Below are 13,360 nucleotides of genomic sequence, written 5' to 3' on the forward strand. Positions count from 1 at the left end.
ACAGAGGTAATTATTGTGACGCTGTAGGCTTAAATTAATGTCATTTTTAGGTTTTATGTTAGTAAGCAATCCACAATTTACTGATGCTATATAGACGATTTGGACGCACAGAATTACAGATGCCAGTGTTTTCCTGCGGTGGCATGAGATATCAGTTCAAATGGGAAGATGTTCCCAATCATGAGATTCCTGCTGATAACCAGGCGAATCTGGAAGCGACGATTAGAAGGGCAGTTAAGATTGGGATAAATCATATTGAAACTGCTCGTGGTTATGGTACTTCTGAAATGCAATTGGGAAGAATATTGCCCCAGTTTCCTCGTGAAAAGTTAATTGTTCAAACCAAAATCGGCCCAAAGGCAGATGCGAAAGAATTCCGCGAGACGTTTGAACAATCATTAAAAAATCTTCAGCTAGATTATGTTGATCTTTTAGGATTACACGGTATCAACCATACCGATTCATTCGATTACAGCATCCGTCCTGGTGGCTGTTTGGAAGTAGCACAGCAGTTGCAAGCTGAGGGAAAAGTTAGATTTATTGGCTTTTCTACACACGGTTCAACAAATATAATTGTGCAGGCAATTAATACTAATCTATTTGATTATGTAAACCTGCACTGGTACTACATTAATCAATGGAATTGGGCGGCAATTGAAGCAGCTAAACGCCACGATATGGGGGTGTTTATTATTAGTCCATCTAATAAAGGCGGTTTGTTGTATGAACCTCCACAAAAGTTAGTGGATCTTTGCGCCCCATTGAGTCCAATGGTGTTTAATGATTTGTTTTGTTTGAGTCATCAAGAGGTGCATACTTTGAGTGTGGGAGCAGCAAAACCAGAAGATTTTGATGAACACTTGAAGACTTTAGAGTTAGTAGATCGAGCATCAGAAATTTTGCCACCAATTTTAGCCAGATTGGAGTCAGAAGCGATCGCTACTTTGGGAGAAGATTGGGTAAAATCTTGGGAAAAAAATCTACCAACCTTTGACCAAACCCCTGGTGAAGTCAACATTCGGATGATTTTGTGGCTGTGGAATCTAGCGATCGCCTACGATATGGTAGAGTATGCCAAAATGCGCTACAACCTCCTTGGTAATGGCGGTCACTGGTTTCCTGGTAATAAAGCCGATCGCTTAGACGAATTAAACTTACGCCAATGTCTCGCCCACAATCCCCACGCTGATAAAATCCCCCAAGTTCTTGAACAAGCGCATCAGATGTTGGGTGGTGAGGCAGTTAAGCGTTTATCTAAAACTTCATAAATTGGGCATTGGGCATTGGGCATTGGGCGAGAAATAACTTTTAAGTTGTATAGACGCGATTAATCGCGTCTCTCCCGCTAGTCAGATTTATTTTGGATCTGGTGATTTAGCTACCTTCGGTACGACTAGTACCTTATCTACGCGATTTCCATCCATGTCCATCACTTCAATTCGCATACTTTGCCATTCAAAATAATCTGCGGCGGCAGGAATACGACCTAGATGGGTGATCACAAAACCGCCCAAGGTTTGATAACTGCCGCGTTCTTCCGATTCCCACTGTTCCATACCAAAAAGTTCTAAAAACTCCTCTACAGGTAACATCCCATCCAAAAGCCAGGAACCATCTTCGCGTTGCACGGCTTGGGGTTGATCCTGGCCATCTATTGAAGGAACATCACCCACAATTTCGCTCATGATGTCGTTGAGAGTGACTAATCCTTGAATTACGCCATATTCATCCACCACTAGCGCTATGTGAGTAATGGTTTGTTTGAACAATTCCAAAACTTTCAAACCACGGGTGCTTTCTGGCACAAATACGGGCTGTCGCAATCCCACTGTTAAGTCTAGCGGTTCTCCTCGGAAACTCCTGGCTAATAAGTCAGTGACAGGGATTACACCCAGCACGTTGTCAAGTCCTGACTGACAAACTGGATAGCGAGAATAGGCACTATCAGCCATTTTTTGACGATTTTCTTCGGGAGTGTCTTCTAAGTCCAACCAAACGATATCTGGGCGGGGTGTCATTAAGTAGCTGACGGCGCGATCGCCTAAACGAAAAACTCGCTCCACCATATCCTGTTCGGCTTCCTCAAAGGTTCCCGCCTCAGTGCCTTGCTCAATTAAGATTTTTATTTCTTCTTCGGTGACTTGCGGCTCGGTAGAAGCTGTAATTCCCAGCACTCGTAGAATCAAATCTGTAGAAGCGCTTAAGAGAAAGATTACTGGAGAACCGATCGCAGCCAAGGCTTGCATCGGAATCGCTACAATCGAGGCAATCCTTTCTGGATTATTTAATGCCAGACGCTTCGGTACCAATTCGCCAACAATGAGTGAGAAATAGGTAATGAGCAAAACCACTATTCCAAAGGAGAGCGGTTCACTATAAGGTGCTAACAAAGGGACAAGTTTGACATAAATTGCCAATCGGCTGGCAATTGTTGCTCCTCCAAAAGCACCAGTCAGGATACCGATTAGGGAAATACCCACTTGAACGGTTGACAGGAAATGATTTGGAGACTCGGCGAGTTTCAATGCCACCCTTGCCTTCGCATCTCCTTGATTAGCAAGCTGTTGCAGCCTGACTTTCCGGGCTGAGACAATTGCCATCTCAGACATAGAAAACACGCCGTTGGCAATAATTAGCACCAAAATGATTAAAATTTCAAAAGTGATGGAAGACATGTTTAAAATTGCCGCTTATCAGAGCGAATGTAGCTCAATACCTAGTATCTAGTATTAAAGGTGCTTCTATAAATGCTTTGAATGTACATAAAGTAGTAGTTATAGTTCTTAATTCTATTAGTTGCTGTAAATTATTCTTCCACCCAAAGAATAAGAAGGCTGTCAACACTTTTAAAATAGTTGACATAAACTGCCTCAAAATTTTCTGACTCACAAAGACTCCCACCGCTAATAGTACTTATGTCATTTTCTTCTATTGTGCGTGCCTTAGCGCGATCGCCTCTAACCACTGAATTTATTTCTAAGCTAAACCGACAACAAGAATTGCGGTTAAATGGCATTTCTCGATTGCCCAAGGGTTTGGTCGCTTCGGCATTGGCACAGGCTCAAGGTAAGAATTTATTTGTGGTTTGCGCCACCCTGGAAGAAGCTGGACGTGTTTATGCACAACTAGAGGCAATGGGATGGCAGACAGTACATTTTTACCCCACTTCCGAGGCTTCTCCCTACGAACCTTTTGACCCGGAAACTGAGATGAGTTGGGGGCAAATGCAGGTATTGGCGGATTTGGAAATAGGGCATGGGGCATGGGGCATGGGGCATGGGGAAGAAAGCCAGATCCCAAATCCCAATTCTCAATTACCCAAGATGGCAATTGTGGCTACTCAAGGGGCGCTGCAACCTCATTTACCTCCGCCAGAAGCTTTTCAACAATTCTGTCTTACCCTGAAAAAAGGGATGGAATTAGACTTGAATGCTTTCAGTGAGAAAATAACTATTTTGGGGTATGAAAGAGTTCCTTTGGTGGAAACAGAAGGGCAATGGAGCCGGCGGGGTGATATTGTTGACGTGTTTCCAGTTTCATCTGAATTTCCAGTGCGGCTGGAATGGTTTGGTGATGAAATTGAGCAAATGCGGGAATTTGACCCTGCAACCCAACGTTCCGCCCTCGATAAAGTTGGCCAGTTAATTCTTACCCCTACTAGTTTTGCTCCTATTGTGATGGCGGCACTGAAAAATAGTGCTGAGTTTCGAGTGCTGAGTGCTGAGTCAGAAATTAACTCAGAACTCAGCACTCAGCACTCATCACTGATTGAGGGTAGTCGGCGGTTTTTGGGGTTAGCTTTCGAGCAACCGGCATCTCTGCTAAATTATTTATCAGAAAATACCCTGATTGCCATTGATGAACCAGAACAGTGTCATGCTCATAGCGATCGCTGGGTAGAAAATGCTCAGGAACAGTGGGAAATTGGGCATGGGGCATTGGGCATGGGGCATGGGGAAGAATTTAACCCCACTCCCCACTCCCCACTCCCTACTCCCCTAATATTGCCGAAAATTCATCGGTCTTTTGATGAGTGTTTGGCTGATGTTGCCAAATTTAAAACACTATATTTATCGGAACTCTCAGAGGAAAATAGTGGGATCAACCTTTCTAGCCGATCGCTGCCAGTCACGCCGCACCAGTTTGCTAAACTCGCTGAAACCATTCGCCAAGAACGCGATCGCAATTTCTCCATCTGGCTACTTTCTGCTCAACCTTCGCGTTCTGTCTCGCTGTTGCAAGAGCATGATTGTCCGGCTCAGTTTATCCCTAATCCCCGCGACTATCAAGCGATAGATAAGCTGCAAATCAACCATATTCCCATTGCCTTAAAATATTCTGGTCTTGCGGAATTACAAGGTTTTATCCTGCCGACATACCGAATAGTAATCGTTACAGATCGGGAATTTTTTGGGCAGCATTCCTTGGCGACTCCCGGCTATATCCGCAAGCGCCACAAAGCTACTTCTAAACAAGTTGATCCTAATAAACTGCGTCCAGGTGATTATGTAGTTCATAGAAATCATGGTGTTGGTAAATTTGTCAAGCTGGAAAGTTTGACAATCAATAACGAAATCCGTGATTATTTGGTGGTGCAGTATGCTGATGGGTTACTCAGAGTCGTAGCCGATCAAGTCGGCGCTCTATCCCGATTCCGTGCCGGAGGTGATAAAGCACCAGAACTCAACAGAATGACTGGGAAAGCTTGGGAAAATACCAAGAATAAAGTCCGCAAAGCAATTAGAAAATTGGCAGTGGACTTGTTGAAACTGTATGCAGCGCGATCGCAACAACAAGGTTTTAGCTTTCCAGGTGATATGCCTTGGCAGGAAGAATTAGAAGATTCTTTTCCCTACCAACCCACGACGGATCAACTCAAAGCTGTTCAAGATGTAAAACGCGACATGGAAAGCGATCGCCCAATGGATCGCTTAGTTTGTGGCGATGTCGGTTTCGGAAAGACGGAAGTGGCGATTCGTGCTATTTTCAAAGCAGTCATCGCCGGTAAACAAGTGGCACTCCTTGCGCCAACGACAATTTTAACACAGCAGCATTACCATACACTCAAAGAACGTTTTGCACCCTACCCCGTAAATGTCGGCTTACTCAACCGTTTTCGGTCTGCTGAAGAACGCCGCGATATTCAAAAGCGATTAGCAACTGGTGAACTAGATGTAGTTGTTGGTACACAGCAACTTTTGGGTAAAGGCGTGATGTTCCGGGATTTAGGGCTGTTGGTGGTGGATGAAGAACAGCGTTTTGGGGTAAACCAGAAGGAGAAAATTAAAAGCTTGAAAACTGAAGTGGACGTGCTTACCCTCTCCGCTACTCCCATTCCCCGGACTTTATATATGTCCTTGTCGGGAATTCGGGAAATGAGTTTAATTACTACACCACCCCCAACTAGACGACCGATTAAAACACATCTTTCACCGATAAATTCCGAAGCTATCCGCAGTGCAATTCGTCAAGAATTAGACAGAGGTGGACAAGTATTTTATGTAGTTCCACGAGTAGATGGAATTGAAGAGACAACAGCCAATTTACGAGAAGTGTTACCAGGGGCTAGGATTGCGATCGCTCACGGTCAAATGGATGAAAGCGAGTTAGAATCAACCATGCTCACCTTCAGTAATGGCGATGCAGACATCCTTGTTTGTACGACAATTATTGAATCTGGCTTAGATATTCCGCGAGTCAACACCATTTTGATTGAAGATGCTCACCGCTTTGGATTAGCACAGTTATATCAATTACGCGGTCGTGTGGGACGTGCAGGGATCCAAGCTCATGCTTGGTTATTTTATCCCAAGCAACGGACGTTATCTGATGCAGCCCGGCAACGATTACGAGCGATTCAGGAATTTACTCAGCTAGGTTCTGGATATCAGCTAGCGATGCGCGACATGGAAATCAGGGGTGTGGGTAACTTGCTAGGTGCAGAACAATCCGGTCAAATGGATGCCATCGGCTTTGATTTATACATGGAAATGCTGGAAGAAGCAATTCGGGAAATTCGCGGACAAGAAATTCCGAAAGTGGAGGATACGCAAATTGATCTTAATCTCACGGCGTTTATCCCAGCAGATTATATTACCGATTTGGATCAAAAGATGAGTGCATACCGCGCGGTGGCGACAGCTAAATCTAAATCAGAATTAAATCAGATTGCAGCCGAGTGGAGCGATCGCTATGGTACTTTACCAGTGTCGGCAAATCAACTTCTGCGAGTCATGGAACTCAAACAGCTAGCGAAAAAACTCGGATTTAGCCGGATTAAACCAGAAAACAAGCAGCACGTCGTTTTAGAAACGCCGATGGAAGAACCAGCTTGGAATTTATTGGCGGCGAATTTACCAGACAATCTCAAGACGCGGTTTGTGTATTCGCCTGGTAAAGTGACGGTGCGCGGGTTAGGAGTATTTAAAGCAGATCAACAATTGCAGAATTTGATTGATGCTTTTGGGAGAATGAAGGGTGCGATTCCAGAGGCGGTTGGTGTTTGATGATCTAAATCAAACTAAAAGGCTTATGGTAAAAACACTTTTCTCTAGAACCCCGGTTTCGGACTTATTTACAGGGTTCTCCGATCTCGAATTACCTTTTAAATCATTGAAGAGTAGCAGATTGCCGCAAAGCTTTTGAGCAGGCGGGAATTTCAAATCCAACCCTTTGAATCTAGTTAGTAGAATTAAAGGAAATACCAAGCCGACTTCAACTTATGATAAAAACTATCGAAGGCATTTATCAGGATGGACAAATTCACCTCAGCCACCTACCGCAAGATGTTAGCGATCGCTCCCAAGTTCTCATCACCTTTTTAGACCCTGCCAAAATCGACCCCAACAAATTACGCCAACTGATCGAGCAATTAGAGACAATTGCTGGAATTGGACAAGGTTTCGAGGAACTCAACGCTGGTAACACTCGCCCCATTGAAAATTTCATTCAAGAAATGCAGCAAAAGTATGGCATTTCAGGTTGAGATTACCCTAATTGCCGAAACTCAGATTGAGCAAGCTTATCGCTGGTATCGAGAGCGGAATCCTGAATTTGCCGATCGTTGGTTTCGAGAATTGATGAATGCTATTGCTACCCTACAAGAGAAGCCCCAACGTTGTGCCTTAGCAGTCGAAGATGAAATTTTTCCAGAAGAAGTACGCCAACTTCTTTATGGAAAAGCCAAAAACGTATACCGAGTACTTTTTACAATTCGAGATACTACAGTTAATGTGTTGTATGTGCGCCACAGTGGCCAAGCACCACTAACAGTAGATGACTTAGAGCAGTTTGAAGATGGAGTTTAGGATTTAAAGGCGATCGCTATGGTACTTTACCAGTCTCTGCAAATCAACTTCTGCGAGTTATGGAACTCAAACAGCTAGCGAAAAAACTCGGATTTAGCCGCATTAAACCAGAAAACAAGCAGCACGTCGTTTTAGAAACGCCGATGGAGGAACCAGCTTGGAATTTATTGGCGGCAAATTTACCAGACAATCTCAAGACGCGGTTTGTGTATTCGCCTGGTAAAGTGACGGTGCGCGGGTTAGGAGTATTTAAAGCAGATCAACAATTGCAGAATTTGATTGATGCTTTCGGGAGAATGCAGGGTGCAATTCCAGAGGCGGCTGTAGTTTAACTTTATGAATAGAGTCAAAATAAATCTATGTCAGTTATAAGAGCTAAATCTTACGTAGAATATCGTCAAGATGCTTATTGGGTTGCAGGAACTCGGATTTCCCTGGACTCGATTGTCTATGCTTTCCAAAAAGGATTATCGCCTGAAAGCATTGTTAATTCTTTTCCGTTACTGACACTTGAACAAGTTTATAGGGCGATCGCGTTTTATCTAGCCAATCGTGCTGATATTGATGCTTATCTAAAAGCCGAGTCAGCAGCATTTGATACTATGCCTCAACCACTACAAACCGCCGATCCTGCTTTGTACAACAAGCTTATGGCAGCCAAGGCAGCAAGACAACAGGTAGAATCGTGAATAGCTACAATATTAGCTACCAAGCCGATGCTGATTTGAATCAAGCGATCGTTACGGGAGTTCGGCGACAAGAGCGCTTGATTGACTTCCAAACAGCCAGGGCTGCTCGATTAAAAGGTGTAAAAGATTCTGAAGTATTGGCGATCGCAGCATGGCAGGAACGTATCCTCGTCAGCCATGATCTTAAGACAATGCCATCAGAGTTTGCCAAGTTCATCAGAAGCAATGATAGTCCAGGACTGATCATTGTTCCCCAGAAGCTGCCAGTTGAAGTCGCGATCAAGGGACTGCTGATGATTTGGAAGATATACAGTGCAGAGGAATTGGTTGATCACATATACGGCCCAGATATATTTAAAATATTTATTTGAAATGCGCTGGAATGGTTAATCAACGTATCGGCGCAGACTAAACAAAATGCAAAGTGCGATCGCAGAAGCAGCTGTTGTTTGAACCGTAGCAATATTAATTTGAGTAGCCACAGTTAAGAGCAAACAAATATGGTTGTTAGCATATTCTCACAAACCAACTCAACAGGCTTATGAAAATTAGAGCAATTATTCATCCAGCAGAAGAAGGCGGCTATTGGGCAGAGGTTCCCGCGCTTCCCGGTTGTATTAACGAAGGAGACACCATAGAAGAAGTGATGGCTAATTTAAAAGATGCTATTGAAGGTTGGCTTGAAGTTGCCAACAGTCTTGACATCCTCACCGACCTAAAGGCGCTCTTAAGAAGGAGTAATGAGTAATAATACCCATTTTTCATCCACTCATTACTCCTTACTCATTACTTTAAAGCATTGCGTGAAGCACGGGGCTTTAGACCCAATTCATTGGTAATGCAATTGAGTCAACAGATCGAGTTGCCAAAATTGCTGTATGAAATTGATTATTAGAGTAAAATAAGGTGTTCAAGGTATAGACAATGATAAGCAGTTAAAAAGAGTAGAGACATGGAAACTACAACTAAAAGGCAAGCGTTAATCAAGGCTATTAATGAACACTTAGAACTGGCTTATGACGATACCTTACAAGAGATTTTATCACTGTTAAAAATCCGTAAACAGGAAGACGAGTCGGATGAAAGAGATTTTGAAGAGGGATTAAAAGATATCAGAGAAAATGGCGCTTTAACTTGGTCAGAACATCAGCAAAAAACTGCATGAGCTACCAAGTAGAAATTTCAAAAAGTGCATCTAAACAACTCAAAAAGTTACCAGTAGATATTCAAGAAAGGCTAGAAAGCAAAATTCAACAATTAGCTGCTGATCCTCGCCCTGATGGTGTGGGAAAATTAAAAAATGGCGAAAATCGTTATCGCATCAGAGTAGGCGATTATCGGATTTTGTATCAGATTTTCGATGATGTCTTAGTAGTAACTGTTGTCAGAGTAGGGCATCGTAGAGAAGTTTATAGAGACGATTGACACTTGAGCAAGTGAGGATTCCAGACCCACCCCTTTGATTCTAGTTTGATTCATCTACTAACTTGCTTGGTTCACCGGGGTAGAAATCATAGTCCACAATCTCTACCAAACTGTAGGGACACTCTACCGGAAAAGTCCGATTGGGCAAATCTGTTTCTCCAACAGCTAATTCGACACCTTTAAGGTAAGCTTTGCGAAGTGCTTCTTCAAGGTAGGGCTTTAGGCTAGGATTTTCTTCGAGCAGTTCAGCAATATCTAAGCGTTGAATCCGAAGCGTTGCTAACCAGCTACGGCTGCGACGTTGAGGCTGGTACTGCCATTTTAGTAAATGTCCAATCAACACACTCAGACGGTTTCGCAGTTCTTGACGTTGCTGTTTACCCAAAGATTGAATCTCCTCAATCAGATTTTGCAGATCAATCTGGCTCCACTGCTCATTGCTAAGTAAAATAACTTGTTCCTGTGTCCAAGCGTAAAAATCAGTTTCGTAGAGGCTTGGTGAAGGCAAAGGCTTTGGTATCTTTGGGTTTGTTTCAGGTACACGCATTAGGTTAGTTTAACCTCAACGTCTTTGCTTTTATTGTATAACTGTCTTGAACTCCGGTAATTCTGCTATTAAGAGCGATGCAAAAAAACGCCCCCCATTTCTGGGAGGCGTTTCTTATTTAGCTAAATCTTCAGAATTAACCGTTGATAGCAGGAGCAGTCATTGCTACAGGAGTAACTTCACCGGCAGCTAAGTCTAGGGGGAAGTTGTGAGCGTTACGCTCGTGCATTACTTCCATACCCAAGTTAGCGCGGTTGATTACATCTGCCCAGGTGCTGATGGAGCGACCTTGAGAGTCAATGATTGATTGGTTGAAGTTGAAACCGTTCAGGTTGAACGCCATCGTGCTGATACCCAAAGCGGTGAACCAGATACCGACGACAGGCCAAGCTGCTAAGAAGAAGTGCAGTGAACGGCTGTTGTTGAAGGAAGCGTATTGGAAGATTAAACGACCGAAGTAGCCGTGGGCTGCAACGATGTTGTAGGTTTCTTCTTCTTGACCGAATTTGTAACCGTAGTTAAGAGATTCGGTTTCGGTGGTTTCACGCACCAAGGAAGAAGTTACTAGAGAACCGTGCATTGCAGAGAACAAGGAACCGCCGAATACACCAGCAACACCTAACATGTGGAAGGGGTGCATCAAGATGTTGTGTTCTGCTTGGAACACGATCATGAAGTTGAAGGTTCCAGAGATACCCAAAGGCATACCATCAGAGAAAGAACCTTGACCGATGGGGTAGATCAAGAATACTGCACAAGCGGAAGCCAAAGGTGCGCTGTAAGCTACACAGATCCAAGGACGCATACCTAAGCGGTAAGAAAGTTCCCACTGACGACCGAGGTAGCAAGCGCAACCGATCAAGAAGTGGAAAACTACCAACTGGTAAGGGCCACCGTTGTACAACCACTCATCTAAGGAAGCAGCTTCCCAAATTGGGTAGAAGTGCAAGCCAATAGCGTTGGAGGAAGGAACAACTGCACCAGAAATAATGTTATTTCCGTAGATTAAAGAACCTGCAACTGGTTCGCGGATACCATCAATGTCTACTGGAGGCGCTGCGATAAATGCGATTACGAAGCAAGTAGTAGCAGCTATTAGGGTTGGGATCATTAGGACACCAAACCAACCGATGTAGATCCGGTTGTCAGTGCTGGTAATCCACTCGCAAAAGCGATCCCATACGTTAGCGTCGGAGCGCCGTTGTAAGGTTGTGGTCATTGTTTTATAAGTGCTAATATTTTGTTAAAAATGGAACAAGCAAATATTGTTCTTGCCTATTGAGTTAGAGTCTACATGAAATTATTTGGACAGGAGTTTTGACTTAATATTTTGTAATAAAATTCTTTAGCAAGTTAATCGAAATATATAGTTTTTCTACTGTTGCTCATAGTGATAAAAGTAATTGATTGAGCCTTTTTCAGCGATTTAAAGTCATAATTTTTAACGACGCGATCGCCTATTTAATTGTCTTTACATTCCTTAACAAATAATCTCTTCAAAAAATTTCAAGCCGGGTTAATTTGTAACGAAATGATATTAGGAGAGAGGAATGGAAGTGAGGTGAAAGTGTATTGCATCCAAGCGAGAAGCGCTAGATGTTGCTGTTGATTGTTTTTAGAAGTTTGTAGAAACTTAAATTAGGACTTACAGCGTATTGCGGGTAAATGAAGTACACGGGTAGGGGCACAACATGTTGTGCCCCTACGATGATCTGTACCTCACGTCTGTTGCAATCTGCTGTATGCAAGACTACATGCGGTAGGGGGAATTCATGAATTCCCCCTACCGGTAAATAAAGGTTTGGGCTATTTTTTGTGTCAGTCCTGTTAAAAATCAAAGTAGATGTAGGGTAAACTGCCTTCAGGAGCTAATAACCAAACTGCATAGAAACAGATGGGAACAAAGACAAGCTTAATAGGCCAGTTAAACTCTAACTTCAGCATTCGGTTGAAGGCATAGAGTACAGCCATAAGAGCAGCTAAAGTTAGAAGTACCCAAGTGAGTTGGTATTGGCTGATATTTAAGGCATCCACATAGACCTTTTGAGCAAACTGAGCATCAGCAGGATAACCCCAAAGGTGTCGAATTACCAAAGAAGAGTCTTCGAGATTCGGTAGGCGGAACCAAATCCAAGAGGTAAAAACCATCAATTGGGTTAAGAACCAAGCAACGAGGATACCTAAAGGATTTTGCCAGAATTGCTCTAGTTCTGCATAGCGATCGCTCATCGCATCTGTAAGTCGATGAACCACCAAGGCTAACCCGTGGAATATGCCCCAAACTACATAACCCAAAGCAGCGCCGTGCCAGATACCAGCGATTAACATCACAGTAAATAAATTCCAGCAGGTACGGACTAAACCCTGACGCGAACCACCCAAAGGAAAGTAGACATAGTTTCGTAGCCAATCTCCTAGAGTGATATGCCAGCGCCGCCAAAATTCTCCAATACTGGTGCTAAAGTAGGGAAAGTCAAAATTTTCAGGTAAAACTAAGCCGAAAAGTAAGGCACTGCCACGGGCAATATCTACGTAACCGTTGAAATCTAGATATAACTGCAAGCCGTAGGCGAATGTCGCTAACCAGAGATCGGTACTACCCGCCCGTTGTAAGTTACCAAAACATAAATCGACAAAAATTCCCAGATGATCTGCAAAAATACCTTTCTTGACTGCGCCTCTAGCAATTAACCATAGCGCCTGTGCTACTCTATCGGCACTGGGAAAGTCTAGCGTATTGAATTGATTTGCTAAGTTGTGGTAGCGCGTAATTGGGCCGGAAATCAGTTTTGCAAAGAATAATTTGTAGGTGGCAAATTTGAGAAACTGATCCGCAGCAGGCGCACCGCGATAAACATCTATTAAATAAGCAATGCATTCAAAGGTAAAAAATGAAATACCCAAGGGTGCAATCAATTTAAAAGAGCTATCTAGTGAGTTTGTTTGGATATTGAAAACAAACTTAAATAAAGGGGTTAGATACTTAAAAGCTAATAATAGTAAAACATTGAGAGTTATACCTAGCCACAACACTTTTAGACGACGACGATTCCAGTCACCTTGAGCAAATTGCCACTCTTCATTAGAGATTTGCCAGTCAAGAGAATGTTTACCTGGTGATGTATTTTTACCAATCTCCAGCCCCACACGGAAATTGATAAACGTCAATGCTAATAGCAATGGTATGTACTGGATGTGCAAAGATGAATAGAAAACTAAACTAGCAATTAGCAGCGTCCACAATCGTAATTTTTCTTGTGCTAAAGACCAGTAAATCCCTAAAACACTCAGCAAGAATAGTCCATAGAAAATTGATATAAAGTTCATTTATTTGTCATTTATCATTTGTCATTTGTTATTGGGCATTGGGCATGGGGCATTGGGCATGGGGC

The 13,360-nt window shown here is 43.1% G+C and carries 13 protein-coding genes and 1 pseudogene; 10 read left to right on the forward strand and 4 right to left on the reverse strand.

Going from position 1 to position 13,360, the window contains the following annotated elements:
* The first annotated feature begins 83 nt into the window (after positions 1–83).
* On the forward strand, positions 84–1,268 hold the full coding sequence (locus V7K98_RS07735; protein WP_335020402.1) for an aldo/keto reductase: 1,185 nt from the start codon (positions 84–86) through the stop codon (positions 1,266–1,268).
* 87 nt (positions 1,269–1,355) lie between these two features.
* Here V7K98_RS07735 and V7K98_RS07740 read toward each other — a convergent pair whose 3' ends face one another.
* Positions 1,356–2,675, reverse strand: a complete 1,320-nt coding sequence (locus V7K98_RS07740; RefSeq protein WP_335020404.1) for a hemolysin family protein — start codon at positions 2,673–2,675, stop codon at positions 1,356–1,358.
* Positions 2,676–2,915: 240 nt separating this feature from the next.
* Between V7K98_RS07740 and mfd the strand changes: the two genes are divergently transcribed.
* From mfd to V7K98_RS07785, 9 genes and pseudogenes are all read left to right on the forward strand, one after another.
* Complete coding sequence (mfd, locus tag V7K98_RS07745) at positions 2,916–6,506, forward strand: transcription-repair coupling factor (RefSeq protein WP_335020406.1); 3,591 nt, start codon at positions 2,916–2,918, stop codon at positions 6,504–6,506.
* A gap of 215 nt (positions 6,507–6,721) precedes the next feature.
* Positions 6,722–6,985: a hypothetical protein gene (locus V7K98_RS07750; protein ID WP_335020408.1), complete on the forward strand. Its 264-nt coding sequence runs from the start codon at positions 6,722–6,724 to the stop codon at positions 6,983–6,985.
* On the forward strand, positions 6,969–7,307 hold the full coding sequence (locus tag V7K98_RS07755; protein WP_335020409.1) for a type II toxin-antitoxin system RelE/ParE family toxin: 339 nt from the start codon (positions 6,969–6,971) through the stop codon (positions 7,305–7,307). The genes V7K98_RS07750 and V7K98_RS07755 overlap by 17 nt, the downstream gene beginning before the upstream one ends.
* 11 nt (positions 7,308–7,318) lie before the next feature.
* Positions 7,319–7,639, forward strand: a pseudogene (locus V7K98_RS07760) (TRCF domain-containing protein); the annotation flags it as partial.
* A 27-nt stretch (positions 7,640–7,666) separates the two neighbouring features.
* A complete protein-coding gene (locus V7K98_RS07765; RefSeq protein WP_335020411.1) occupies positions 7,667–7,996 on the forward strand; it encodes a DUF433 domain-containing protein in 330 nt (109 codons plus the stop codon).
* Positions 7,993–8,367, forward strand: a complete 375-nt coding sequence (locus V7K98_RS07770) for a DUF5615 family PIN-like protein (protein ID WP_335020413.1) — start codon at positions 7,993–7,995, stop codon at positions 8,365–8,367. The genes V7K98_RS07765 and V7K98_RS07770 overlap by 4 nt, the downstream gene beginning before the upstream one ends.
* A 170-nt stretch (positions 8,368–8,537) precedes the next feature.
* Positions 8,538–8,744, forward strand: a complete 207-nt coding sequence (locus V7K98_RS07775; protein ID WP_335020415.1) for a type II toxin-antitoxin system HicB family antitoxin — start codon at positions 8,538–8,540, stop codon at positions 8,742–8,744.
* 204 nt (positions 8,745–8,948) lie between these two features.
* The gene (locus V7K98_RS07780; RefSeq protein WP_335020417.1) at positions 8,949–9,161 is read left to right on the forward strand and encodes a hypothetical protein; all 213 of its coding nucleotides are present in this window, start codon (positions 8,949–8,951) and stop codon (positions 9,159–9,161) included.
* Entirely contained in the window at positions 9,158–9,421 is a 264-nt protein-coding gene (locus V7K98_RS07785; RefSeq protein WP_335020419.1) for a type II toxin-antitoxin system RelE family toxin, read from the forward strand. Before V7K98_RS07780 ends, V7K98_RS07785 begins: the two co-directional genes overlap by 4 nt.
* A gap of 40 nt (positions 9,422–9,461) precedes the next feature.
* Here the strand turns inward: V7K98_RS07785 and V7K98_RS07790 are convergent, their stop codons facing one another.
* From V7K98_RS07790 to V7K98_RS07800, 3 genes are all read right to left on the reverse strand, one after another.
* Positions 9,462–9,968, reverse strand: coding sequence for a DUF29 domain-containing protein (locus V7K98_RS07790; RefSeq protein ID WP_335020421.1), 507 nt, complete (start codon positions 9,966–9,968; stop codon positions 9,462–9,464).
* Positions 9,969–10,104: 136 nt separating this feature from the next.
* Positions 10,105–11,187 carry a photosystem II q(b) protein gene (gene psbA / locus V7K98_RS07795; RefSeq protein WP_335020423.1) on the reverse strand — a complete coding sequence of 361 codons (1,083 nt, stop codon included), beginning with the start codon at positions 11,185–11,187 and terminating at the stop codon, positions 10,105–10,107.
* Between the two features lie 608 nt (positions 11,188–11,795).
* Complete coding sequence (locus tag V7K98_RS07800) at positions 11,796–13,295, reverse strand: MBOAT family O-acyltransferase (protein ID WP_335020425.1); 1,500 nt, start codon at positions 13,293–13,295, stop codon at positions 11,796–11,798.
* Between the last annotated feature and the right edge of the window lie 65 nt (positions 13,296–13,360).

Origin of the sequence: Nostoc sp. (genome assembly GCF_036917435.1) — a bacterium.
Lineage (GTDB): Bacteria > Cyanobacteriota > Cyanobacteriia > Cyanobacteriales > Nostocaceae > Nostoc.